Annotated in this window: 26 protein-coding genes; 3 read left to right on the forward strand and 23 right to left on the reverse strand. The window is 58.0% G+C overall.

Annotated features, from left to right (window positions below):
* Window positions 1–6: 6 nt before the first annotated feature.
* Together V1273_RS24540 and V1273_RS24545 are read right to left on the reverse strand one after the other, a co-directional pair.
* Window positions 7–474 carry an acyltransferase gene (locus V1273_RS24540; RefSeq protein WP_334411138.1) on the reverse strand — a complete coding sequence of 156 codons (468 nt, stop codon included), beginning with the start codon at window positions 472–474 and terminating at the stop codon, window positions 7–9.
* Complete coding sequence (locus V1273_RS24545; RefSeq protein WP_334411139.1) at window positions 471–1,532, reverse strand: Gfo/Idh/MocA family protein; 1,062 nt, start codon at window positions 1,530–1,532, stop codon at window positions 471–473. Before V1273_RS24545 ends, V1273_RS24540 begins: the two co-directional genes overlap by 4 nt.
* Window positions 1,533–1,839: 307 nt before the next feature.
* Here V1273_RS24545 and gmd point away from each other — a divergent pair, with 307 nt between their 5' ends.
* Window positions 1,840–2,919, forward strand: a complete 1,080-nt coding sequence (gene gmd / locus V1273_RS24550; RefSeq protein WP_334411140.1) for a GDP-mannose 4,6-dehydratase — start codon at window positions 1,840–1,842, stop codon at window positions 2,917–2,919.
* The gene (gene fcl, locus V1273_RS24555; protein ID WP_334411141.1) at window positions 2,900–3,856 is read left to right on the forward strand and encodes a GDP-L-fucose synthase; all 957 of its coding nucleotides are present in this window, start codon (window positions 2,900–2,902) and stop codon (window positions 3,854–3,856) included. Before gmd ends, fcl begins: the two co-directional genes overlap by 20 nt.
* A 422-nt stretch (window positions 3,857–4,278) precedes the next feature.
* On the opposite strand, the gene V1273_RS24560 is transcribed toward fcl, so the two are convergent.
* From V1273_RS24560 to V1273_RS24660, 21 genes are all read right to left on the reverse strand, one after another.
* Window positions 4,279–5,115: a glycosyltransferase family 2 protein gene (locus V1273_RS24560; protein WP_334412260.1), complete on the reverse strand. Its 837-nt coding sequence runs from the start codon at window positions 5,113–5,115 to the stop codon at window positions 4,279–4,281.
* 119 nt (window positions 5,116–5,234) lie between these two features.
* The gene (locus V1273_RS24565; protein WP_334411142.1) at window positions 5,235–5,978 is read right to left on the reverse strand and encodes a class I SAM-dependent methyltransferase; all 744 of its coding nucleotides are present in this window, start codon (window positions 5,976–5,978) and stop codon (window positions 5,235–5,237) included.
* 45 nt (window positions 5,979–6,023) lie between these two features.
* Complete coding sequence (locus V1273_RS24570; protein ID WP_334411143.1) at window positions 6,024–6,797, reverse strand: alpha-1,2-fucosyltransferase; 774 nt, start codon at window positions 6,795–6,797, stop codon at window positions 6,024–6,026.
* Between the two features lie 149 nt (window positions 6,798–6,946).
* Complete coding sequence (locus tag V1273_RS24575) at window positions 6,947–7,888, reverse strand: NAD-dependent epimerase/dehydratase family protein (protein WP_334411144.1); 942 nt, start codon at window positions 7,886–7,888, stop codon at window positions 6,947–6,949.
* A complete protein-coding gene (rfbG, locus tag V1273_RS24580) occupies window positions 7,875–9,011 on the reverse strand; it encodes a CDP-glucose 4,6-dehydratase (RefSeq protein WP_334411145.1) in 1,137 nt (378 codons plus the stop codon). Before rfbG ends, V1273_RS24575 begins: the two co-directional genes overlap by 14 nt.
* Window positions 9,012–9,051: 40 nt before the next feature.
* Window positions 9,052–10,446: a glycosyltransferase family 4 protein gene (locus V1273_RS24585; protein WP_334411146.1), complete on the reverse strand. Its 1,395-nt coding sequence runs from the start codon at window positions 10,444–10,446 to the stop codon at window positions 9,052–9,054.
* 12 nt (window positions 10,447–10,458) lie between these two features.
* The gene (locus V1273_RS24590; protein ID WP_334411147.1) at window positions 10,459–11,469 is read right to left on the reverse strand and encodes a glycosyltransferase family 2 protein; all 1,011 of its coding nucleotides are present in this window, start codon (window positions 11,467–11,469) and stop codon (window positions 10,459–10,461) included.
* Window positions 11,459–12,724 (reverse strand): class I SAM-dependent methyltransferase, encoded by a 1,266-nt coding sequence (locus V1273_RS24595; RefSeq protein WP_334363840.1) that lies wholly within the window; start codon window positions 12,722–12,724, stop codon window positions 11,459–11,461. The genes V1273_RS24590 and V1273_RS24595 overlap by 11 nt, the downstream gene beginning before the upstream one ends.
* 5 nt (window positions 12,725–12,729) lie before the next feature.
* Complete coding sequence (rfbF, locus tag V1273_RS24600; RefSeq protein ID WP_334411148.1) at window positions 12,730–13,503, reverse strand: glucose-1-phosphate cytidylyltransferase; 774 nt, start codon at window positions 13,501–13,503, stop codon at window positions 12,730–12,732.
* Window positions 13,504–13,541: 38 nt separating this feature from the next.
* The gene (locus tag V1273_RS24605; RefSeq protein ID WP_334411149.1) at window positions 13,542–14,378 is read right to left on the reverse strand and encodes a methyltransferase domain-containing protein; all 837 of its coding nucleotides are present in this window, start codon (window positions 14,376–14,378) and stop codon (window positions 13,542–13,544) included.
* A 58-nt stretch (window positions 14,379–14,436) separates the two neighbouring features.
* Complete coding sequence (locus V1273_RS24610; RefSeq protein WP_334411150.1) at window positions 14,437–15,186, reverse strand: cephalosporin hydroxylase family protein; 750 nt, start codon at window positions 15,184–15,186, stop codon at window positions 14,437–14,439.
* Window positions 15,183–15,926, reverse strand: coding sequence for a formyltransferase family protein (locus tag V1273_RS24615; protein ID WP_334411152.1), 744 nt, complete (start codon window positions 15,924–15,926; stop codon window positions 15,183–15,185). Before V1273_RS24615 ends, V1273_RS24610 begins: the two co-directional genes overlap by 4 nt.
* Window positions 15,927–15,932: 6 nt before the next feature.
* Complete coding sequence (locus tag V1273_RS24620; protein WP_334411153.1) at window positions 15,933–17,057, reverse strand: DegT/DnrJ/EryC1/StrS family aminotransferase; 1,125 nt, start codon at window positions 17,055–17,057, stop codon at window positions 15,933–15,935.
* A gap of 26 nt (window positions 17,058–17,083) precedes the next feature.
* Complete coding sequence (gene rfbC, locus V1273_RS24625; RefSeq protein ID WP_334411154.1) at window positions 17,084–17,644, reverse strand: dTDP-4-dehydrorhamnose 3,5-epimerase; 561 nt, start codon at window positions 17,642–17,644, stop codon at window positions 17,084–17,086.
* Window positions 17,641–18,342 (reverse strand): FkbM family methyltransferase, encoded by a 702-nt coding sequence (locus V1273_RS24630; protein WP_334363847.1) that lies wholly within the window; start codon window positions 18,340–18,342, stop codon window positions 17,641–17,643. Before V1273_RS24630 ends, rfbC begins: the two co-directional genes overlap by 4 nt.
* 54 nt (window positions 18,343–18,396) lie before the next feature.
* Window positions 18,397–19,263 carry a glycosyltransferase family 2 protein gene (locus V1273_RS24635; RefSeq protein WP_334411155.1) on the reverse strand — a complete coding sequence of 289 codons (867 nt, stop codon included), beginning with the start codon at window positions 19,261–19,263 and terminating at the stop codon, window positions 18,397–18,399.
* Window positions 19,264–20,523 carry an ABC transporter ATP-binding protein gene (locus V1273_RS24640; protein WP_334411156.1) on the reverse strand — a complete coding sequence of 420 codons (1,260 nt, stop codon included), beginning with the start codon at window positions 20,521–20,523 and terminating at the stop codon, window positions 19,264–19,266.
* A gap of 54 nt (window positions 20,524–20,577) precedes the next feature.
* Window positions 20,578–21,408, reverse strand: a complete 831-nt coding sequence (locus V1273_RS24645; protein WP_334363850.1) for an ABC transporter permease — start codon at window positions 21,406–21,408, stop codon at window positions 20,578–20,580.
* Window positions 21,405–22,385 (reverse strand): UDP-glucose 4-epimerase GalE, encoded by a 981-nt coding sequence (gene galE, locus V1273_RS24650; protein ID WP_334411157.1) that lies wholly within the window; start codon window positions 22,383–22,385, stop codon window positions 21,405–21,407. Before galE ends, V1273_RS24645 begins: the two co-directional genes overlap by 4 nt.
* A 116-nt stretch (window positions 22,386–22,501) precedes the next feature.
* Entirely contained in the window at window positions 22,502–23,020 is a 519-nt protein-coding gene (gene nusG, locus V1273_RS24655; RefSeq protein ID WP_334411158.1) for a transcription termination/antitermination protein NusG, read from the reverse strand.
* Window positions 23,017–23,658, reverse strand: a complete 642-nt coding sequence (locus tag V1273_RS24660) for a winged helix-turn-helix transcriptional regulator (protein WP_334363855.1) — start codon at window positions 23,656–23,658, stop codon at window positions 23,017–23,019. Before V1273_RS24660 ends, nusG begins: the two co-directional genes overlap by 4 nt.
* 543 nt (window positions 23,659–24,201) lie before the next feature.
* Between V1273_RS24660 and V1273_RS24665 the strand changes: the two genes are divergently transcribed.
* Window positions 24,202–25,353 (forward strand): glycosyltransferase family 4 protein, encoded by a 1,152-nt coding sequence (locus tag V1273_RS24665; RefSeq protein ID WP_334368963.1) that lies wholly within the window; start codon window positions 24,202–24,204, stop codon window positions 25,351–25,353.
* The last annotated feature ends 44 nt before the right edge of the window (window positions 25,354–25,397 follow it).

The raw sequence follows: 25,397 nt of genomic DNA on the forward strand, positions 1-25,397 counted from the left end.
TTCTTCCTACTTGTCCGCCAGCAGCCGGCGCGCCGGGTTGCCGGCATAGGTCCCCGGCGACGTGATATCTCTGGTCACAACGGAGCCTGCGCCGATCACGACGTCATCGGCGATTCTCACCGGCATGATGGTGGCGTTGGAGCCGATCGAGACGCGGTTTCCGATCACGGTCTCGCGCCATAAATCCCTGTTGCCGCGGGCCGGGCCGCCGGTCGAAAACGTGTCGTTCACAAACATCACCCCGTGCCCGACAAAGCAGTCTTCCCCAATCGTGACCAGTTCGCAGATGAAGGCGTGAGACTGCACCCGCGTCCGAGCGCCGATCACGACGCCTTTCTGGATCTCGGTAAACGGCCCGACAAAGCAATCGTCGCCGATTTTGCAGCCATACAGATTGCACGGATCAACGATCCTGACGCGCGCGCCGAACTCGACGTCGCGCACGCCCGCCTGATTTATCTCCGGTCGGTTCACGACACGACACCGAGCCGGCCCAGCCGAGGCGCGAAGCGAAGCGGCACCTCGGCGCCCGTCTCGATTGATTCGTAGAGCGCCGAAATCAGCTCCAGGCTCTTGCGCCCTTCGAGACCATCAACCAGCGCCGAACGCTGGTTCACCAGACAGTCGATCACGTGCTGATAATATGCCTGGTGGCCGAAGCCGTAGACGTTCGGCGGATTGACGGAAAACTTCTCGACCACGTCCTTGTCCGACGCAAGTTCCTCGACAAAGCGCCAGTGCCGGATCTGGTTGACGGCGAAACCCGCGATCTCGACCGTTCCTCTCTCTCCGAGGATCGACAGTGATCCTTCGAGGTCGGTAGGACGTGCAGCCGTGGTCGCCTCGATGATCCCGAGCGCGCCGTTGCGGAACTTCAGGGTGGCAACCGCGGTGTCCTCGGCCTCGATCTTTGCCAGCGCAGTCACGGCGCGGGCATGAACGCTGATGACGTCGCCGAAGAACCATTCCAGCATGTCGATGTGATGGCTGGCCTGGTTCGAGAGCACGCCACCGTCATAGGCCCAGGTGCCGCGCCAGGCATCCTGGTCGTAATAGGCCTGGTTGCGGCACCAGCGGACGCGCACCGTGCCGAGAATCAGACGGCCGAAGCGCCCGGCCTCCAGCGCCTCGCGCGCCTTCACCACAGGAACGTTGAAGCGATTCTGCTTGACGACGAACAGCTTGACGCCGGCCTCGTCGCAGGCGCGGACCATGTCGTCGGCGTCCTGAAGCCGCAGCGCCATCGGCTTCTCGACGATGGCGTGCTTTCCGGCCTTCGCGCAGGCGATGACGTGGGCGGGATGCATCCCGCTCGGCGTCAGCACCGCCACCGCGTCGATATCGTTCCGGGCGAGGAATTCGTCCGTGTCATAGATCGCCGGGACACCGAACCTCGACGCGATCGCGTCGGCGCGGTTGCGAACGGTGTCACAAACGGCAACGAGCCTGGCTCCGTTGATATGGTTGCCGCCCAAAAGTTCTGAGTGACGTTTGGCAATGCGTCCGCAACCCAGGAGGCCAAACCTGACCATCAATGCTCCCTTTTTTCCATCGAGCAGCAATCCAAGGGGAAGCACAAGGACTATATTGTCTGAGCAACACAAACGCTATTTGGTAAACCACTCAAGTCCACATTGCTCTGGCTCAGCCCCCACACTGCCCCTTTCACCTCATTCCAATTCACTTCATTTCAACAATTTCTTCGGTCATGGACATCCGAGATGTCAAGATGTTATGAGCCGCAAGCGGGCGCTCCGGACCTGATCGCGGCCCATTTGGAACCGGCAGCGACATCATGCCAAACGCAGGTTGTGTTGGCGGACCTATGGAGAAGTACTGGTGAACGCCTCAAAACGTCGTGTCGCGCTGATCACCGGCGTCACCGGTCAGGACGGTGCCTACTTGGCCGAATATCTGCTCGGCCTCGGCTATGAGGTCCACGGCATCAAGCGGCGGTCGTCCTCGTTCAACACCGCGCGGATCGACCACCTCTACCAGGACCCGCATTCCCGCAAGGTGCCGTTCCTGCTGCATTACGGCGACATGACCGACTCCACCAACCTGATCCGGCTGATGCAGCAGATCAGGCCGACCGAGATCTACAACCTCGCCGCCCAGAGCCATGTCGGCGTCAGCTTCGAAAGCCCGGAATACACCGCCAACGCCGACGCCATCGGCGTGCTGCGGCTGCTGGAGGCGATCCGCATCCTCGGCATGGAGAAGGAGACGCGGTTCTATCAGGCATCGACCTCGGAGCTCTACGGCCTGGTCCAGGAGGTGCCGCAGAAGGAGACCACGCCGTTCTACCCGCGCTCGCCTTACGGCGTCGCCAAGCTGTACGGCTACTGGATCACGGTCAATTACCGCGAGGCCTACGGCATGTTTGCCTCGAACGGCATCCTGTTCAACCACGAGAGCCCGATCCGCGGCGAGACGTTCGTCACCCGCAAGATCACCCGCAGCGTCGCCCGCATCGAGGCCGGCCTCGACGAGGCGCTCTATCTCGGCAACCTCGAGGCCAAGCGCGACTGGGGCCATGCACGGGACTATATCGAGGGCATGCACAAGATCCTGCAGGCGGATGCGCCCGACGATTTCGTGCTGGCGACCGGCGAGACCCGTTCGGTGCGTGAATTCGTCGAACTGGCGTTCGCCGAGGTCGGCCGCCGCATCGAGTGGCGCGGCCAGGGCGTCGACGAGGCCGGCGTCGACACCAAATCCGGCAAGACCGTGGTCCGCATCGATCCGGTCTATTTCCGGCCGACCGAGGTCGATCTTCTGGTCGGCGATGCCAGCAAGGCGCGCGAGAAACTGGGCTGGAAGCCCAAGACGTCGTTCGCCCAGATGGTCAAGGAGATGGTCGCGAACGATCTCGCAGACGCGCGGCGGGAGGTCGCCAATGGCAAGCCTGCCGTTTGAGCTGAAGGGCAAGACCGTCTATGTCGCCGGCCACCGCGGCATGGTCGGCGCCGCGCTGGTGCGCCGGCTGGCGCGGGAAGACGTCGAATTGCTGACGACGCCGCGCAATGAGGTCGATCTGCGCAATCAGGCCGCGGTCAATGCGTGGTTTGCCGCCAACCGGCCCCAGGTGGTGTTTCTGGCGGCCGCCAAGGTCGGCGGCATCGTCGCCAACAACACGCTGCGCGCCGAATTCCTCTACGACAATCTGGCGATTGCTTCGAACGTGATCCATGCCGCGCATGTCCATGGCGCCGAGAAGCTGATGTTCCTCGGCTCCTCCTGCATCTACCCCAAGCTGGCGCCGCAGCCGCTGCGCGAGGATTCGATGCTGACGGGGCCGCTGGAGCCGACCAACGAGCCCTATGCGATTGCCAAGATCGCCGGGATCAAGATGGTGGAGGCCTATCGCAGCCAGTACGGCGCCGACTTCATCAACGTGATGCCGACCAACCTTTATGGGCGCGGCGACAATTATCATCCCGAATACAGCCATGTCGTCGCCGCCCTGATCCGCCGCTTCCACGAAGCCAAGGTTGCCGGCGCTGACAAAGTCGTGGTCTGGGGCACCGGGACGCCGCGGCGCGAATTCCTCTATGTCGACGATCTGGCGGATGCCTGCATCCACCTGATGAAGACCTATTCGGATCGCGAGCTGGTCAATATCGGCAACGGCGAGGACATCACGATCGCCGAATTCGCCCGCGTGGTCGCGGCTACCGTCGGCTACACCGGGGCGATCGGCTTTGATACCTCGCGCCCGGACGGCACCCCGCGCAAGCTGCTCGATGTCAGCCGCCTGGCAAAACTCGGCTGGCGCGCCAGCACGAAGCTCGAAGATGGGATCAAGCTCGCCTATCAGGCCTACGTGAGCGAATCGAAATTGACCACGAACTAGTCACTTCTGTGGCGAGAGCCACATCTCCGCTATCACCAGCTAACTTTAACGGTCCGGAAGAGTGGAGAACTGCTTGCAGAAACCGGAAGTGGAAAAGATTGGTAGTGAGCAGCTAATCTAGTCTCTCCACTTTTGATTTCCTGGTCAGACGCGAGAAGCACCTCTGAGCGCATGTGCCGCAACGATAGCTGCGCGCGCAAGAATCCATCCGCATCTTTAGTCCCGACCTCTCCGCCCGCGTTATTGGAGGTGTGCATCTTCTGTTGCCGATGCGACTAGCAAACGATCTCGCTCAGAAATCGCGCTCAGAGGAACGAGTTAGGGACAGGCGCCCCGCCCGCCTAACAAGCGGCACGAGTTCACGCCGAAACCGGCCTGAGATACCTACCATTTCGGCGCATCAGGTTGGGGCCCAGCTAGGTTCAAAGAGAATTCAGATGTTCTTGGACGCTCTTCCACCTGAGCATCGTAGAATGGGAAACCGGCTTTAAGCGCTTCCGCTGCATCGGCCGGTTGATTCCCGAGCCGACAGTGGCGACGTCCACTGCCCCTTTGATGACGTGGCCAGCAATCCCGGCAAGGGCAGGAAGGATTTTCCCTTCCCGAAGGCCGTAACGCCATGACGCGCCAATGAGTGCTGCGCGCCCAGGCAACAATTTCCTGAGCGTGAGTCGGTCCTGGCGATACCCGAGTAAGATCGTGTCGAGCCCGGCAAACTTACTGTGCCGGAAGTTTCGTAGCAACAGATCCTGGTCCTCGGCATAGGTAGGCTTGGAATCATATGGATGGCGGCGGAACCAAGCCGTTCGTCCGCACCAAGTTGGGTGAGGAAGAGGAAAACCGACAAACGGTCGCGCGATTATGTCCTTATGGGTGCGCCCGATCGGCATTTCGCCAATGAGCTCGCCGCTGCTGGTGAACACCACCGCCCCGCACCCGAGAAGATCGATCTGCGGGTCACGCTGCAGTCGCTCAATCTGGTGGACCAATCGGTCCGGGAAGCAAATATCATCCGCATCCATGCGAGCAATAAATTCGCCTCTGCTTAGGGCTACCGCCTGATTGAGCCGCAACGCAAGTCCGGCAGAACAATGCTCGCGAACGATTCGAATGCGCTCATCGCCGAAGCCCTCAACGATTGCACTACTCTGATCACTGGAGCCGTCGTCCACGACGATCATCTCCCAATCCTGCAGTGCCTGCAGTTGAACCGACCGGATCGCGTCTGCTACCGTCGATGCGCTGTTCCGCATCGACATAATGATAGAAACGAGTGGGAGGTGTGCCACAGTGTTGACTTTTGTGTGCACGTGCAAAGCGTACGCGCTGGGGTTTAGAATTCAAAGCGATACTATGCGGCTACCGACAAGAACTCGTCTCAAATGCTCGCAAGCAACGTCATACCTGGCAACCCAAGCCCGGAGTTGATGACCTTGAAGCGGGACGGGTACTTTGCAACGATTTCGCAGATGGCGCGCGCGGGTCCGACGTTATACTTCGACTCTGCCGATTGGAAGAACGTATCGTGCGCAAGAGCGCTGGCGTCCGGCACAGTCGAGAAGATCCGGTCCAGCTCGGTACGAACGGACTCGTAGGCGTGATCGCCATCGACGAAGAATAGCGGCCGCTTCGGTTGCCCGAGTTTCTGCCAAAGGTCGAGTGCAACCTCAACGCCGTTGCCCCGATGCAGATGGACCTTGTCTAGACCGCGAACGAGGAAGCCGTGCTCCTGGCCGGGATGTTCGACGTGAGTGGCGTCCGGCGGCAGATCAATCGAATGAATTTCATATCCGAACTTGAACGCCCGGTCGCATTCGTAAAAAACCCTGGCGGAAACGCCAATATGCGTTCCCCAATCAAATATCACTGACGGCTTCAGCCGGCACGCTGCGGCAGTCATGAGCAGCAACTCGTTAACCGGGTATGGGTGGACACCCACCACAGGCACGACCCTTTCCAGCAGAAAGCCCGACAGACTCCAGAGATCAACCTCGAACTCGGCCGCGCCGGGATTCCGGACAGGATCAGGCCAGGAGCGTGTCAGTTCCGGTGTTGTTGCGTCTGCAATTTTTTTTGCTTTCCGACGTAACAAATGAATGATCGAGCGAGCTGTTAGTGGCACTGCGATACTCTCGTTGCGAGTTGAAAGAGTTATTGTCGCGAATGATCAGACCAAGACCCACCCGGGGGGGTAAAGATCATGTGTATTGAGCTTCTTCAATTCATTCGGCGCAAACCAGGCGCGCGGCGCGATGACGACCTTGTCCGGCGAGCGATTGAGCCAAGCGCCCCACCAGCTAAAGGAACTGTTGGCGATGATATGGTGCCGGCAACGTGCCATCAGTGCCATGTCCTCCCAAGGCCGCTGCGGATCGCCCCGGACATGGACCAGCCGCGATTTCGGCACGAAATTCAGAACCTCCTCCGCCGCGGTCGGATCATCGGAAAACACGAACAATGTCGATTCCTGACCGATCCCCGCCTCGAGCCGATCGAGCGCCTGGCGATAATACCGTTCGCCCAAGATGCCGTGGAATTCTGCGGTTCCGGGATTGAGGTAGTCGCCCCGGCGGACATGCGTCGATACGGATAGCCGGCTGCATTCGATGCGGGCGAGCACTTCCGCGGCCGCGTCGCTCAAGGGTTCTCGGGGAGAAAACCAGTCGCGCAACCTTTCAGCGATGCAGCCAAAGTAACGCTCGCTTTGGAAATAGCCAAACAGCACAGTTCGTGGGCCAAGCGCTTCGAAAGCCGGGTCGTAGTGGAAATGCGGCTCTCGATACTCCTGTGGCGAAGATGCAAGTTTAGGCAGGCCGGCCAAGCCAAGCAGCCTATCGACTCGCCCTTTCCACAGTGCGCGCGCAAATTGCTTTTGATCTTTCTCCGCGGCCTTGGACTGGGCCAGCGAAACGACTGTCTCCGGCACGCGCAGGCGCTCCAACAGGAAGGAGCGGTCCGAATAATTACGGAAACCGCTGAGGTCAAGCGCAAGTCCGACGCCATGGCGTTCGGCGAGCGCCTTGCCGGCTGCGTACTGAAACATCTGATTGCCCAGTCCGCCAATCAGGGACACCGTAATCACGTGGCCGTTCATCCTTGTCCCTGGGACCGGTAATGTGTCGCGACCGCAGCGCGGACACCTTCATCTAGTTCTGTCGAGGGCTGCCAGCCGAGTTCTGAACGAAGCAGATAGGGCGAGCCAACCAGCCAGGGTTCGTCATCCTTCCGCATGTCGATCGCACCGAAGCCAAGCAGCGAAGCATCCGCATGCATTGCCGCTGCGACGCGTTCGGCGAACTCCCGCACTGAATGGCCGCGGCCCGTCGCAACGTTCCAAGTCGCGATACCGCCTTGCTCGCGGCAATGCGCGTCGGCGCGCAACAGCGCTTCGACAACATCGTTAATGTAGACAAAGTCGAGGATTTGCGTTCCGGTCGATATCGCCACACGCTCGCGTTTTATCAATCCGCTGAACAGCGTCGGCAGCAGGCGATGAGGCGCTTCACCCGCACCATAGACTTTGAAGAGCCGCAACAGCCGGAACCCGGTGCCGCTGCCGTTAGCGATCGCGCTTGCCATGAGACCGCCGGCGGCTTTTGACGAACCATAAAGCTTGCCTTGCTCCAGCGGCGAGCTTTCCGTAAGAAGGTCCTGGCTCGAAGGGCGGCCGTATTCCGAAAAGGTACCTGCCATGATCATCCGAGCGTGCCATTCAGCGCATAGCCGGACCAAAATAGCAGGCAACCCGACGTTGATGGCCATCATTTCACCGATGTCGCGGTGGTTCGGTCGGACGCCATAGGCGGCCAAATGGAATATCGTCTCGACAGGCGCGTGAAGCACCCGCCGCAAACCCCGCTCGCTGAAATCATCGGACGTAATGACACTGACACGATCGCGCCACTCCAGCGGCAGTGCGCTGGACGATCTTGCCAGAACGGTCACGCGGCTGCCCTCCGATAGGAGGCGAGCGACGAGATGAGCGCCAATGAAGCCCGTGGCACCAGTGATGAGAGCGCTAGCAGGCGGCATGATTCCTCAGGGCGTTGCGATAGTGTTCAATCTGCCGAACGGTAATGTTCGAGGCCTCCGCCGGATTGGCCGCAAAATCGCGATACCAACCAGCGGTCAGCTCGACGGTGTCCTCAAACAATAAGGGAGGCGTCCAGCCTAGCAGGGTCCGCGCCTTGGTACTGTCGAGATGGAGGAAGCGCGTTTCGGGGAAACTGCCGGATGCATAACTAACTTCCGGTTCAGTCCAGACACCGCCGAGTTGCTCGACCAAATCCCGAACGGTCCGAGCGGCCTCGTCGCGGGGACCGAAGTTCCAATTATCCGCGGCCATGCGATCTCCACTCAACAGACGGGCTGCAAGGACAAGGTAACCGTGAACAAGGGCCATCACATGCTGCCAAGGACGAACCGCTCCCGGATTGCGCAACGAAATCGGCTGGCCTGCGGTCACAGCGCGGACAAAGTCTGGCACGATTCGATCGGCAGACCAGTCTCCGCCGCCGATAATATTGCCGCCCCTCGCGTTCGCGATCAGCACACCGTTGCCCCGCTCGGCCAGCGTCGCACGATAAGAGGCTGCAATCAGCTCGGCGCAGGCCTTGGAAGCGCTATATGGATCCTTCCCGCCGAGCGGATCCTGTTCGCGATATCCCCATGGCCAGTCCTGGTCGTGATAGACCTTGTCAGTTGTGATGCAGACGACCGCCTTGACACTAGACGTGTTCCGCGCCGATTCGAGCACGTGCGCAGTTCCGATCGCGTTGACGGCGAACGTTTCGACCGGGTCAGCAAAGGAACGGGACACCAGCGGCTGTGCTGCCAGATGGATGATCACTGATGGTCGGTGGCGCTCGATCGCTTCACGCACCGTGGTGAGATCCCGGATGTCACCAATGGTCGAGTCGATTCCCTCAGCCACATTTGCTGCAAAAAACAAATTAGGTTCGGTAGCAGGTTCAAGCGCCAGCCCGGCAATCTTGCAACCGATAAGCTTGAGCCAGCTCACAAGCCAGCTGCCCGTAAAGCCGCTGTGCCCCGTTACGAATACCCGCTCTTCTTTCAGCGGTACTTCGAAGTCGAGCAGATGAGGATCGATTGTCATCGAACGCAACATCTCATGAGAAGAAACAAAGCGAAGCACCAGCGTTGACCGACGGGCCCCTCTTGATGGATAGACCTTCTCATCCGTTGACCGCCCTCTCAGTCGCTTCAGGGTACATCAGCGACACTACTGTTTCTCCACGCAAAACGCGTTCATAGGAATGCGCTATCTTCGACCAGGTGAAGCGTTCGCGCCAAGCCCGACGGCCGGCGTCACCGAGTTCGCGCAGACGGTCCGGAGCATGGATACCCTTCTCCATCTCGCGCGCCAAGACCGATGGGGAAACCTTGATATATCCGCGATCGTCGGCATCGGCAGGGCACAGCCATCCACCTCCCGTCCAGCGAACGATTTCGCCGGCATTTCCGGCGGGCACGGTGAGAAACGGCGTTCCAGCCGCAGCAGATTCGAACAAGACCAGCGGCGAGTATTCGACTTTTGACGCGAAAACAAAGAGATCAGCCTCGAAGAAGGCGTCAACGACCTTGTGACGCGGCAGATCGAGGCGGAGCACGGCTTTTTTGGCGGGAGCGGAGCGTGGAGCAGAAGTGTTGGGCTGCGGGCTATCCGTACTCGCCGGCAGCGCCGGAGCAACTGTCGCAATCCTGGTCAGCTCATCCGGCGGCTTGGGAAAGAGTCGGTCGATCACGCCTGTCATTCCCGCCTCGCGGAACAGCCGAACACCCTTCCGCATTGAGTTCAGGCTGGCAAAGCGCTGTAAGACAGCCCGGAAGTGATCGCTCCTGAACCGGGTGCCTGGCGGTGGCCAGTTGCCATTGAGAATCAACGTTGCATCTCGACCAGCAGTATCGACCTGCGCAAAGGCCTCTGCGACAGTCTCGTGGCCCTTGGCGTTTACGGGCGCGCCCACGGTCAGGAAAACCAGATCGGTCGTGGGGATGCCAAGCTCTCGCCGCAAGCGGCCGTCTCGGCGCGTTTCGCGTGCGAACTCCGCTTCGCTGGCTCCGTTGGGAATGATCGAAAAGCTCGTGATCCCGCTTGCCCGGGCGAAATCGATGTCGCGATAGTGCTCTGCGTAGAAGATGAGATGATCGAACTTTCGCAGAATATCCGGAAGCTGCTGGAAATAGCTCTTGAAGGAGGGCTCATAGAAACTGGAGAAGCCGCACGGAACGAACACCTTCCGCGCCTTGATCTGGTCGAGGACAGGCCACAGCGCATCGAAACTCCACTGCTGTGCCGCCTTGATCAAAATGGCATCGCCATCGAAGCTGGTTAGTAATTGCCGGTACCGATCAACTTCCCCTCGAATACCGGTTACAAGATTTCCGCTCACCTCAAAGTCGTGGATGTGGACGCCATTGTGATGTTTCGTCTTTCGATCGGGATGGACGCGCGTCGCCACACTCACGTCGTGCCCTGCTGCCGCCATCCGCTCGGCGATCTGGCGCATAACTACCTGCACCCCTCCCTGGTGGGGCCAATAGCTCTCGCAGCAGAAGAGAAGCTTCATCGTTAATTCCCCTCAACGCGCGGCCGGTATCAAACGGCGCAAATGGTCTCGGATATTACGCGCTGCACGCCACACCAGGCCATAGCCCGGCTGCTGCCGAAGCATGAACCGATGGCGGATTTGAGCCTGCGCGTGAAGTATCCGTTGCGCGAGTTCAGGCTTGGGTTGCCCTCCACCGATCCTATGTCCCGCCTCCGCCAGGACGGCGCACATGCCTTCAACGTCCGGTTTCGGCGAAACCAGGGCCTCTGCTCCGTGAACGAGCGCGGCAATGTCCACGTGAACCTGTTCAGGCTCCGCAACTCCGGTTGCGTACGCCAGATTCTCCGACGAAATTGTGACGAGCTTCTGCAGAAATGGCTGGGCGCCGGCCCGCGACATGCTGGAGGGAACCTCCCGGTAAATAGTCAACCGCTCGGGCAAATTGGCTACGCGATATTGTCGCGAAATGCGGGACCACAGTTCATAGTCTTCGGGCGGCTGCCGCGCAGGATCAGTTGTGTATACCCCGACACGATCGAGCGCCGATTTTCGTATCATCACCGAAGAGTGCACAAAGGGATTGTTGAAGATAAGATCAAATCGAAGGATCTCGTCTTCCGTAGGGTGGTCATGAAAACGGCCGCTTGGTTTGTCGCCTACCCATATCTCGGCACGCGTGCCGATCAAGGCGTGCTCAGGATGGCTCTCCAGAAACTGGACCTGCTTGGCTATCCGGCTCGGATCCGCGAGATCGTCATGGTCCTGCCTCGCGACATACCGCCCTCGTGCTAGCGAGATACCGCGGTTGAGCGCTCCGGCGAGACCAGCGTCGGTCTGATGGAAAACGCGAACGCGTGGATCGGTAATGCTGTCCAAATAGGGGCCGGTCTCGTCGGTCGAGCCATTATCAATCGCGATTAGCTCGAAGTCGGCGAACGACTGGTCAAGAATCGTCCCGAGCGCCTGCGGTAAATCACGGCCGCCGTTCTTCACCGACAAAACAACGCTGACCGTCGGGTAGCCCCCTTGGCTATTCATCATTTGTGTTGCCCTGGCTGTTCAGGATCAGGGGCTCGGGCACAGGAATGATGAATCGGCCCGTCCAATCGGGGATCTGATTGATTTGCGCTACGATTTCCTCCCGCAGGTTCCACGGCAGAATGAGAACGTAGTCGGGCCGCCGTTTTGCGATCTCATCGGGAGCGAGAACCGGGATTCGTGTTCCCGGCAACAGCAGACCTTGCTTATGGACATTGCGATCGACAGTGAAGCCGATAATGTCGCGACCAACTCCGCAGTAGTTGAGCAGCGTATTGCCCTTCGCAGGCGCGCCATACGCCGCGATCGATTTTCCTTCCTCGATCAGCCCAATCAACAGGCGCAGCAACGACCGCTTCAGCTTCCGAACGCGATGCCCGAAGGCCTCGTACGTGGCGAGGCGGTCCAGTCCCGCCTGGATCTCTTCCTGCTTCAGTTGCTTGATGGCCTCGGACGCGACGACACGACCGGCATGCGCGACATAGAGGCGAAGCGATCCACCATGGGTCGACAAGCGCTCCACATCGATGAGCTGCAATCCATGCCGCCCGAATAAGGGTTCCAGCGCCAGTAGCGACAAATATGAATAGTGCTCGTGGTAAATGGTGTCGAACTCGACGTTGCGGATCATTTCGAGGACATGCGGAAACTCGAACGTCGCTACCCCCTGCTCACTGAGCAGAATTTTGAAACCGGCGACGAAGTCGTTGATGTCGGGCACGTGGGCAAGCACGTTGTTGGCGATGATCAAGTCCGCAGCACCGCCCTCTGCGCGCAACCTCGTGGCCGCCCTCGAACCAAAGAAAGCGACCTCGGTCGGCACACGCCGCAAATCCCGCGCCGCTTTAGCGCAGTTGGCTGCGGGATCCACACCGAGGCAAGGTATGCCTCTCTGAACGAAATACTGCAGCAGATACCCATCATTGCTGCCGACTTCGACGACGCGGGAGCTTGCATCGAGCGCGAAGCGAGCGATTGCCCTTTCGACAAATGCGCGTGCGTGAGCGAGCCAACTGTCCGAAAACGACGAAAAATAAACATATTCGCCGTGAAAGTGCGTCTCCGGCGTCTCGAAGTCCTCAAGCTGCACCAACCAGCAGCGATCACACACAAAGCTCTTCAGTGGATAAAATCGTTCACTAAACGAAGCCTGATCGGCACGAACAAACGCATTCGAGATCGGCGTCATACCGAGGTCGATGAGCACCGCTGTCAGCGGCGCGCCACAAGACCGACATGCCGGCGGGTTTGCAGCCATCCAGTTCAGTTCCACAGCCGCCAAGGCGCGCGACCAGCCTGCCAGAGCTCCTCAAGCATCATCTTGTCGCGAAGCGTGTCCATCGGCTGCCAGAAGCCATAGTGCCGATGAGCGCATAGCTGTTCGTCCCTGGCAAGCGCCTCAAGCGGGGTCGACTCCCACGATGTCTTGTCGCCCTCGATCCGGTCGATCACCGCGGGGTTGAGTACAAAGAAGCCGCCATTGATGTAGGCATTGTCGCCAGGCGGCTTCTCGACGAAGGATTTCACCGTCGATCCGTCGATCTCCAACGCACCATAACGTCCTGGCGGCCGCACAGCAGTCACCGTCGCCTGTTTTCCGTGACTGCGGTGAAAGGCAATGGAAGCCGTGATATCGATATCGGACAGACCGTCACCGTAGGTGAAGCAGAACGGCTCCTGCGGATCGAGGTATTTGCGCACCCGCTTAAGGCGGCCGCCGGTCAACGTCGTCTCGCCGGTATCCACGAGCGTGATCCGCCAGGGCTCGACGCTGCTCTGATGATAGGTCACGTTATTCTTCGTCGCATCGATGGTGACATCGGAATGATGCAGCACGAAGTTCATGAAGTATTCCTTGATCATGTAGCCCTTGTAGCCGAGGCAGATCACGAAATCCGTGAGTCCGTGATGCGCATAGAGCTTCATGATGTGCCACAAGATCGGTCTTCCGCCGATTTCGATCATCGGCTTAGGTCGCACCAAGGTCTCTTCGGAGATTCGAGTGCCCATACCACCTGCGAGAATGACAACTTTCACGATCCACCTGCCTATTCAGTTTGCGCGGCCGCGACTCTTCAAGCTTGAGAATTGACTTGCTTCCGCTTTGCTTCCACGTGGAAGCCAATCGTGAATTCCTTCAACAGAATTTTCTTATCGAGTTCATAAAAATAGCGCGGCAGAACGTCCCCTATCAGGCGGACAAATTCCTCTTCATACCCCCCGTGATCGAGATTAAGTCGATCAAATTGCCAACTAGATCTGGCACATTCCTGAGCCAAGTGCGCAAAAAATCCGTGGTTCGGCTCGATCGAAACAATCTCGCAACCAAACTCAGTCAGAAACTTGCGATACCAATGGTCAGTATAGCCTCCGTAGAAATGATAAGGCTCCTGATGAAGTCCTGATCCCAGAGGCGCGGTCAGGAATAGTCTCCCACCCGGTTTGGTAATTCTTATCATTTCGCGGAGCGATTCGATCGGGCGTGGAACGTGCTCCAGAACTTCAGTGCACAAGATGACGTCAAAGCTGGCGTCCGGCACTGGAACATCTGTGATGTCCGAAACGTAATCAATGTGAGCGTACTGTCCTTCGGCGCCCTTGTAGCCGTTATACTCCGCAAAATCCTGAGTCTCGTATTTGCAATGCTCGAACAGGTTCCGATAGGGCGCTGTGCCCGCGCCAACGTCCAGAACACGCGATCCTGGCAAGACGGATCTCGCGCGGTCAGCCACCCATTTATCCCGCGAACGCGAATTAAATTCGCGAGCCTCGGCTACCGAGACGGTTGCTCTCTCTTCAAGAAGAGAGAGCATCGCTTGGGCCCTGTATACAGCGCTAAGCTTCCGCAAGAAAGCCCACTTCGAGTCCTTCAGGTCGCTAACGAATTGTCCGATGACGGAGGTGCTGGTCACCCTGCTTATATCCTTAAATGTTGCGCACGCTTCATACGACCACTGGCTCCGATCAGAGCTAACTGACGCGCTTGAGGTACCCGTCCGGTGCCACGGTGATCAGCAGCTTATGCTGTATGCTCTTGTCGATCTCGAATTCCGGGTGAAGCTTGAGAAATTCCCATACCGCGGTTTTCGCATTGTTGCCCCTGCTCCACGGCCTATCGGAGAACGTATCATCGGGCATATCTTCAATTACCGTGTCGAAGACGACACAATAGCTTCCGATCGACGCAAGGCGGGCATAGGCATCAAGTTCGGCAAGCACATGATCGTGGGTATGATTGCTATCGAGAAGAACGAGTACGCTCTTCTTGCCCGCGGTCCTGGCGCTGACCTCGGCCACCACCTCAGGCGCAATACTCGATCCCTCAATCATCGAAATGCGCCGGGCCATCGGATGAGCTTCGATTGCCGAGCGGTTATGCGCGCGAATGTCGATATCGATACCAAGCACTTGCGCGTCTTGCGGCCCGCCCGCCATTGCGCTTAATTCCAGCATCGAAGCAGAGAAGATCAAGGAGCCACCGTGCGCGATGCCTGTTTCGATGATGAGATCGGGCTTGGTCGACCAGATGATCTCCTGAACCGCGAGAACGTCTTGCGGATATTGAATGATGGGGCGCCCCATCCACTCGAAATGATAGGAATATTTCGCTCGGTTGGCGCGATCCATCCATGATCGCGTGACACGGGCCAGCTCGGGGTCATCGCCCATCTGTTCGATCTCAAGCGCGCATTCGCGCTTGAACTTCGGATACTCGCTCATCTAGACTTCCTTTTGATCTCGACACGGACCTCGTAGACGTCGTCGCCGTCCGAGAACGTACATGCCGGGTAGCCGGGAAATGTTCTGGCCCGAAGAAGGTTGAGCAAGTCGCGCGCCAGATAGGGCTTTTCCAGAAGGATCGAGCTGGCCGGCTCCAGCTCGGATCCACGATGGAAAGTGCCCGCGGCAAGGTCCTGTGGCCACGCCTCGAAATCCAGACAGCGGAGCTTGGGATATGTCGCCTGGACAAGCTGCAGCACCGCCTCCCTCGCCTTCCGATACAGCGATCCACCGGTGTCCTCCCAGTCGTAGGGGACCTCGAGTTGCGCAACGATATCACCGCTGTCCACGCCCTCGTCGACCATGTGCAGGCTCACCCCAAAGGGCACCCGATCGACAATCGACCAGAAGTTATAGTGCTTACCCCTGCCGTGAGGCAGAAGGCTCGGATGGGTGTTGATAAACCCGCGACGAGGTAAAGAGATCAGCGGCCGTCGAATGATTTTTGGCCACCACGCCAACAGACCGAGATCGAAAGAGAGCCCTTCGCTTGCAGCAAAATCCGACACCTGACTGGACGACTGAAACACTAGGCACTGAATTTGCTCACGGCGCGCCATTGCCGCAAGGTCGTTTTCCGCAGTGGTGACGATCAAAGCAAGATCGTCGCGAAAACTGGCGATAAGCCAATGCGCAATCTCCAACCCTACGTGACCATCCGCAAGCAGAAGAAGCTTCATACGTATTCAATCGCCCTGCAGCACATTGGTAATCACCGCGATCACCCGATCCTGATCCGCTGCGGTCATGTCGTGATAGCTCGGAAGGTTGATCGCTCGCGTCGGGATTCCCCATGCGTGCCGGTTGCTCCGCACCTCGTCGAACATGGGCAGCCCCGACAACGGATAGAAAAACACGCGGGCATCGATATTGTCCGCGGCGAACGCGGCAGCCAGCTTCTCGCGCGTGACCCCGGTAGACTCATCGAACACAGCGGTCGGCATCCAGGCGCCGTTGACGATGTTGCTGGATTCCGGGTTGATCCGCACGCCGGCAATGTCCCGTAGGCGATCGCGGTAATAGTGAAAGATTTCCCGCTTCCGGCAAATCAACTCGTCGATCCGCTCCATCTGTGCGCAGCCGAGCGCCGCCTGGATGTTAGACATTTTGTATTTGAAGCCGACAACGTCGGGCCAAAACTGCTTCGGTTGCGTGGGCGATCGGCCGTGGTTTGAAAGTGTCAGAACCCGCTCGTAGAGCTCAGGATCGTTCGTCACGAACATCCCCCCCTCACCGGTCGTGACAGTCTTGGTACCATGAAACGAGAATGTGCCGAACCGGCCCATGCTTCCTGCGCGCTTGCCGAAATACTCGGAACCAATCGCTTCCGCAGCGTCCTCAATGACGGGAATACCGTGCGACTCTCCAATCGCGAGCAAACGCTCCATGTCGCACAGATTGCCATAGAGGTGAACCGCGAGGATGGCCTTCGTCCTCGGCGTAATCGCGGCCTCGACCAGCTCGGGATCAATGCACCAGGTGTCCGGTCGAATGTCCACGAATACCGGCTTCGCACCGAGATGAATGATCGGGGCGGCCGAGGCAATCCAATTGGTGTCTGCCATAATTACTTCATCGTCCGGGCCGATCCCCAGCGCCGCCATTCCCAAATGCAGCGCGCCTGTGCAGCTCGATGTGGCGATCGCGCGGGAAGTGCACAGGTGATCCTTGAACGCGGCTTCGAAGCGGTTGATGTAATCGTAGCAACGTTCGCCCCAGCCGTTTGCGGCGGCATCGGCTGCATACCGAACCTCAAGCTCGGTTATCGAGGGCTTGGTATAGAGAATGCGCGATGGCTCGGATGAGGCCATGTTGGTTTGCTCCGAAATTCGGACTATCACAGTCGTACCCCGATAAACGACGACGGCAGCAATCTGTCGCGTTCCGAAATGACGAAGTCAGAAATCGGCCAATTGATCGCCAGCGCGGGATCGTCAAATCGAAAGCCCGCGGCGGCGCCGGGCACGTAGGCCGGCGTGATTTCATAGTCGACTTCGGTACCGTCTACCAATGTTTGAAATCCGTGGGCGAAACCCTTCGGGATGTAGAGCATCGTGCGATTGTCGGCACTTAGCCCCTCGCCGTGCCATTGGCCATAGGTTGGCGAGCCGTCCCGTAGATCGACCATCACGTCAAAGATTGCGCCACGCGTGCAGCGCACGAGCTTGGTCTCAAGATGGGGCGGCGCCTGGAAATGCATTCCGCGCACTGTCCCCGCCCGGGCGTTCAATGAGATCGAGCGTTGCACCAAGTCGCTCTCTAGACCTTGAGCGCGAAACGTATCGGCACAAAACCGGCGCGCAAACGCTCCGCGCTCGTCCACAATCGGCTGCGGTTCGATACGATAGGCTCCAGCAAGCTTGAGCGAAGTAAAGATCATAAAAGCTGCAAAGCTCACGATCTCTTGCTACCGGTTTTCCATCGACCGAGATCGACAAAAATCGTGTTAATGTACGTATCGCCGAACGCGAAATAGCCGTTGTCCGACATTAGCTGCGCGATTCGCGTATCCTTCACTTCTTCGCGCGTTTCGCTGTATTGAAGCGTTTCAACACAGATGATCGCCGGTCGGTACTTGTTAAGATTCAGCGTCGACAGCACATCAAAATCGAGACCCTCGACGTCGATCGACACCAATGTAGGCTCCTTGTCAAGAAAGCGATCCGCGAAAATATCGTCGAACGTGATCAATGGAACGGGGAGAACCTTTTCGATACGCTGGGTCCCCATGGCTTCGTATCGCTTGGCCTCCGCTTCCGAGAACGTGTTCAAGGTTCGCGTGCTCATTACAAAGAACTGAGCCACACGCGCCGACGTCACGCCGACGCCTGCTTCTATGCACACGTCGCGCGGCCTTACGCGCTTTATCGAAGCCATCAGTTCAGGATCCGGTTCGACCAGCACTCCCTGAAACCCCCGCCTATAAAACAGATAAGTGTTACTGAACTGGCTAGGATGGTGCGCACCGATATCAAGATACGTCACCTCCTCGATCTGCATCGCTTTGGCAACAAAATCGATAATCAGGTCCTCGCCGGCCTGAGAATAGGAATGCTTCGCGTCGCGCCAGCGCCACGGCTCGAACAGCTCAATCATCGAAAAGCACCGCCAATCGCAAGGACGCGCGCAGTCTCCCCAAATTGGCGCATGTCACGAACTTCGGGTCGCATGATAGCTTCTAAGTGTACGCACCAGCCGCAACAACCTCAAGAGTAGCCTGACTTTTTCCAGGTTCGACAAACGCGAACAGCGCGCAAGAGCGATGGCGGAATGCAAGAAAAATGGCCAAAAGTCTAACCCGTTTTTCTTGGCATCTGCATACTTGACTTCGTACGTGGGTGCATCAACACCGGCACCGTAGAGATTTTGATCGATCGTTCGAAAGTCGTTTTCGAGGATGATGCGAAGGACGACATAACAATCGTAAAAATCAAAATAGCTACCTTTCAGGGTAAAAAGAATCGACCTGCGGGGATGAAGCCCGTAGAAAAGGCTGGGCTGCATGATCGAAAAATAATTCTCCACGTTCTGGAACACCTTCGCATTTGGCGACAGCTCGGGAATCGGATTCTCTTCGCAAACATTTCGTGCCCTGAAGAGCGTATTGAACTTGGTCATGACAGAGCACGACGGGCTTGCAGCGGCAAGACAGGTTTCGACGAACCTTGCATCCCATTCGTCATCATCGGCCGCCCACATGAAGTATTCTCCCGACGCATTCGCAAGGACGAAGCGGAAGTTAGCAATCGGTCCGATGTTGGCGGGTTGACGGAAATACTTTATCCGCGCATCGACCTCGGAGAATTCTTGAACAGCCCTCTCTGTTTCCGAACCGGGTGAGGCGTTATCCGACACCAGGATTTCGAGATTCGAGTAAGTCTGACCGCAGATGAGCTGCAATGTCCGACGCAGACCCGCCGGCCTATTGAAGGTCGGAATCCCTATGGACACCAGCGGCCTGTTTCCGCCGGACAAATCGACAGCGGAAGAATTTGGGGCCATGACGTAACCCTGCATTCATTTTTCTCGAACGAAATCCCATTCGAGGTCCGGACGAACCACGCCTGGAAATTCCTGAATGTAATCGTTTCTACTTGCGTCAAACAAATCGTCGATGACGTGGAAGCGAAGCGCGTCCCGCTCGAAGAAATGAATAACGACCGGGCTCATTGAGCTCACCGCGACCCCGACAACAAACAGGCCGTTGTTGAGAAAGCGCGGCGGAATCCACATTAGCGATCGATAGATTCCGCGCGAAATTACGTCATTGTTGGGCAGCGAACTCACGAACGCATATTGGTCCTGCAAGAAGATATGGAAATTTGGGACAAGTCGGTGTCCATCTTGCAGGACCTCAAACGTCATCTCGATTCCTACCGGCTCGTCGCGACCTATCGCATCAACCTCATCAAATGTGCTGTTTACAACCCGAGCGCCGCACAGCCGAACAATGTCGTTGCCTGGACGCGCAGCATTTTTCTCGTAACCCAGTGCTGGTCCGCTGCTGGCCCCTTCCGAAAAATACAAGTCGGCAATTTTATGCGAGGGTCCGAGTGCACGGATTTCGCCGTGCTCGAGAAGAATGCACTGACTGCACAAGCTCGTTACCGTAACCATGCTGTGACTGACGAAGACAACTGTTCGCCCATCACTGGTCACATCCCTCATTTTGCCGAGGCATTTCTTCTGAAATTCAGCGTCGCCAACAGCTAGCACTTCGTCAACGATGAGAATTTCAGGATCCAGATGTGCCGCAACCGAGAATGCAAGCCGAGTTTGCATACCGCTGGAGTAACGCTTCACCGGCGTATCGATGAAAGCTTCGACTCCCGAAAAATCGACAATCTCGTCAAACTTGCGAGCGATCTCTGCACGGCTCATGCCGAGAATCGCACCGTTGAGAAACACGTTTTCGCGCCCGCTGAGCTCGGGGTGGAAGCCGGTGCCAACCTCAAGCAGTGTACCGGTGCGGCCGGTTAGTTGCACCTCGCCGGTCGTAGGCGCGGTAATCTGAGCGATGATCTTGAGAAGCGTGCTCTTGCCTGAGCCATTGCGCCCTATAATGCCAACAACCTGTCCTTGCTCGATTGTAAATGAGATATCCTTGAGAGCCCAGAAGGGCTCTACCTCGCGCCTAGCGGGACTGTTTCCCTGCTTTCCGCCGACAAGCCCCCGTCCCCACTCGGTGAGCATCTCGGCGATTCGAGTATGCCCTGCCGAGTGAACACCTCGGAAGTATTCCTTGCTGACGCCGCGCACTTCGATCGCTTTCGTCATGACGTGGAGCCGACCGGTCTCGAAAAGTTAAGTAACGTCCCCTGAGGTCCGGAATCAGATGCGATCAATGAGATTGCCTTCCATTCGTCGAAACAATTCCGAGCCGCCCCAGAGCAACAGGACCGTCAGAGCTCCGAACATTCCAATCCCGATGAGGGATGGAGCATTGGTGCCAAGCACCACCCAACGCATCGTGTTCACCATCACAGCAATTGGATTCAGTTCGTACAGCCAGCGGATGCGTTCCGGAACCAGCGATGCCGGGTAGACGATTGGGCTCATATACATCAAGACCTGCATGATCGATGGTAACGCGATGCCAACGTCGCGATAAACTGCGTTCATCGGAGCGACCCAAAGCGCGATCGCATAACCGAAAAGCCCGACGACAACAATCACGAGAGGTGCGAAGAATACAGTCCAGCTCACATGCGCGCCTACAAGCTTCGCAATTATGACCAGGACCAGGATTGCAATCAGCGCGTCAAGCGCGGCAGCCAATGGCGAGACTAGGGGAATGATCAACCGCGGAAAAGAGACTTTCGTGATCAGCGCGCTGTTCGCGACTAGGCTACCGCCTCCCTCTGCTACAACCCGATTGAAGTATTGCCACACTGCAATGCCCGCAAAGGCGAACAGCGGATATGATTGTTCCTGCACGGGAATACGCACGAACACAACGAATACCGTAGTGAAAATGACCGTGGTCAGCAGCGGCTGCAGCACCACCCACAATAATCCTACGACGGCTTGTCGGTACCGAACCGATATCTCGCGGCGCACCAGCACCATCAAGAGTTCGCGGTGCGCCCAGATGTCAGCCAGATCCTCGGCGAAAGACCGTTCGCTATGCGGCTTGATGACTTTGATTGTCGTAGAGGTCATTGAACTGTCAGCTTCCGTTCCCAGGCGAGCGCATGCCTGACGATTGTGTCGAGATCGTCATAGGCAGGCACCCACGACAACGCCCGCCGGATCAGCGCGTTGTCGGCAACAATGGCGACCGGATCGCCCGCACGCCGTGGCCGCGGGATCGCGGCAAAATCGCTGCCTGACACACGTTTGACGGCCTCGATGATTTCGCGCACGGAATAGCCGTGCCCGTAGCCGCAATTGATCGTCACGCTTTCGCCTCCGCCGCGCAGATAATCAAGGGCCTTGATATGGGCGCTCACGAGATCGCAGACGTGGATGTAGTCGCGGATGCAGGTGCCGTCGGGCGTCGGATAGTCGGTTCCGAAGATCTCCATTCCGTTCCGGACGCCCAGGGCAGCTTGCACTGCGACCTTGATCAGATGAGTTGCCCCGCGGGTCGACTGGCCGATCCGCAACAATGGATCGGCGCCGGCGACGTTGAAATACCGCAGGATAGCGCAGGTCAAGTGGCTTGTAGACGCCACATCGCCCAGCATTCTCTCCGTCATCAACTTGGATGCGCCATACGGCGACATTGGTTGGGGGATGAGGTCTTCGCCCACCAAGCCCGCCGTGGGACTGCCGTAAACTGCAGCGGTTGATGAGAAAACGAAATGCCGCACGCCACCGCGCACTGCGGAGTCGATCAGCTTAAGCGAATTCACCGTGTTGTTTCTGTAGTAAGCGATCGGATTAGCGATTGACTCAGGTACGACCGAAGACGCAGCGAAATGCATAATCGCGCTGACCCCATGTTCCGCGATGATCGTCGATACGAGACTTTCGTCTCCGACATCGCCGACAATGAGCTGCACCTGCGCCGGAACGGCCTCTCGAAAGCCGGTCGACACGTTATCGAGTACGACAACCGCGCGCCCCTGCTCGACGAGCCCCTGCACGACGTGGCTGCCGATGTAACCCGCGCCACCCGTTACGAGAATTGTCATTTGCCAAAAAATCCCATGCTACCGCACTCCGGGTGAATCGACTGTCACCCGGATGCTCCGTTAAGGAGCGAAAGACAAACTACGGCGCTCGGGCACCGCCCGATACGCGACCGCTCTTAGAAGGCGGCTACGACCATATCCGCGTCAAGAAGGACGCGGACCTTGCGACCAAGCATCTCGAGCAAAATAGAGACCCGATCACGGTCTGCCATTGCGTTGAACGAGCCAGCACTGTCCAGGAACGCACCGGCCAGCACGCGAACCCTGTCTCCGGGTGCAAAGGCAGGTTGCGATTCCAGCCTAATGAATCCCTGCTCGTCCTCACGCGCCTTGAGCTCAGAGACAACTCCTTCTGGCACCGCTGCCGGGCCGTCGCCATGGCCCACCAGACCTGTCACTCCGTACGTCGACTGAAGCGATCGCCAGCGCTGCGTCGCTATGTCGATCGCGACGAAGAGATAACGCGGAAACAACGGCTTCGCTATGATATCGAGCTTGCGCGCGTGGCGCCGCCGCTTCTGATATCGTGGCAGGTACACGTCAAAGCCCTGACGCAAGATGTGCTGCGCGGCCTTATGTTCACTATTGACCTGCGTCTGAACGACATACCATTGAATCCCGGGCGCCCGGCTCATGCGCGACTCCCCGTTTCAGCCGACGATCGCAGGCCAAGTAGAGCCGGCACCATGACTCGATCCGCGCCACAGGCGGCGACCGCATCGTCGAACGCCGCTTGCGCGTCTGTCAGATCGGTCACCAACACTGCGTCGAATTCTCCCAAGATATCCGCGTAGGAGCGGATCAGATCGACTCCCGCAAACTTGCCGTCCTCGCCGCCCCGATCGACGATAGCGACGACGGTTACGGCAAGCTCCGCGGCACAAAGAATGGCAATTTCGGCAAGATCGGACCTTCCAGCAAGCACAACACGGTTGAAATTATTGGTCCTTGCTGTTGCCAAGGCGCGGGCACAATCCTCTTTGGCAAGGCGAAAGAACGAAAACGAGTCTGAGAGATACTGGATCGTCAGCCGCGACTTCTCGGCAAATCCGGTCGGAGTTAGATAATAGACGTAACGCCTGGCTGGCGCATTGTGCACCTTGACCAGTCCCTTCTTGATGCAGCGCTTCAGGTACACGTTGACGAGGCCGAGCGCGACACCGAGTTCGGCCGCGATGTGACGCTGCGATTGCTCGCCGTTCTGGTGAACGGAGGTTAGAAGATTGAGCAGAATGCGCTTGTTATCTTGTTCGCTGTGCAGCAAGCGGTCCATCGTCGTCTCTATCGGGCCATTGGAGATACTCGTACCCTGTTCACGGCGTGAACGTCAAGGCCCTCGTTCACGGAATGAACACAAACATCTACTTGTAAATGCTTGGTTTTCTGACCCGAACAGAGGACCTCACCTTTCGCACTAGGCGCGTGAGGCCTGAATGCGTGAGGCCCTGAATGGTGGTCGCGGGCGCCGACTTCGAAATTTGACGAGAGTGACCTTGCCCCAGTCTTATCCAGTCCTGAATTCGTGCTGGCTGTTGGAGTTGCCCGGCTGGGCGGTGGCTGCCTCGGGAGCTGACGCGAAGCCCTCGATATCCGTACAACTGCCACAGCCCCCCAACAAGCGGCACCGAGACTCGCTGGCGCGACATCCCTCATCAACCTCTTTCAGTAGCATTCCTTGCTACGCCGGTACCTACGTGCTGTCCGGACCGCTCTCGAACCATTGCTCGGACGGCCGACAGTGACTAAGAAAGCGACCGACGCCGTCCTTTTCGGTTCCAGTCTCTCGTCAAGCTACCTCGATGCCCCCCGTGTACACATGACCGTTGGCTGCGCCACTGATCCGCGACGTATATTGTACGTTACAAATGAGGACTGGGCTTTCTTGCTGGGCCGACTACTCATGGCTCGTGCGGCGAAGAAAGCTGGCTTCGAAGTTCATGTCGCAACGCGAACTAACGAGCATGGTCCCGCGATTGAGGCAGAGGGCTTCATTTTGCACAGCATTCCATTCAGCCGTGGGCGACTGTCTGCGATTGCTGCAATCCGCACAATCTTGGCACTACGACGCCTTGAAGGCGACATTAGACCGGACATCGTACACCAGTCTGGGTTGCAGTGCTGCTTCTACGGTACGATTGCCGTGATTGGGCGCAGCATCTCACAAGTGAATGCGTTCACTGGACTTGGGTATATCTTTACGTCGACAGCTCGGAGGAAGCGCATTCTAAAGGCCATCATCGGCTGGATGCTGCCTCCGCTCTTGAACCGCCGAACCAGCGTAGTTTTGGTTGAAAATTCGGATGATCGAAAAGTTCTCGCCGATCTAGGAGTGGACGAGAAGCGCCTTGTCGTCATCCCCGGATCGGGCGTAGACACCGATCTCTTTCAGCCGCTGCCCGAGCCTGAAGGACCTATCACCTTCGGCTTCGCAGGACGATTGTTGGCCGATAAAGGCATTCGAGCCTTGGTATCGGCTCACCAAATTCTGAGGGATCAAGGACACGACTTCAGGCTCGTGATTGCCGGCAAGCCAGATCCTGCGAATCCTGCATCAGTCTCTTATGAGGAAGTCGAAGAATGGAGTAGACGTCCTGGGGTCACTTGGCTGGGACACATCGACGACATAGCCTCGCTTTGGAGGCGCTGCCATTTCGCAATACTGCCGTCCCACCGAGAGGGCCTGCCCGTTAGCCTTTTGGAAGCAGCCGCGTGTGGCCGAGCACTGATAGCAACAGATGCACCAGGTTGCCGCGAGATCGTCATTGACGACGACACCGGATTGCAAGTGCCCGTTGAGAATCCTGCAGCATTAGCGAATGCTATTCTGCGCCTCGCCAACTCGGCACAACTCCGAACACGGTACGCTCGGTCAGCCCGCAATCAAGTAGTATCCAAACATTCGGCAAAAATCGTGGGAGCTTCGATTGTGGAGCTTTACAACGAACTTACACTTCCGGCGCACGGTTGAGCTGCACGGCGTTGCCATTGCCCCACAAAAATCTCGGGTTAACC

It is taken from the genome of Bradyrhizobium sp. AZCC 1721, from assembly GCF_036924715.1.
Lineage (GTDB): Bacteria > Pseudomonadota > Alphaproteobacteria > Rhizobiales > Xanthobacteraceae > Bradyrhizobium.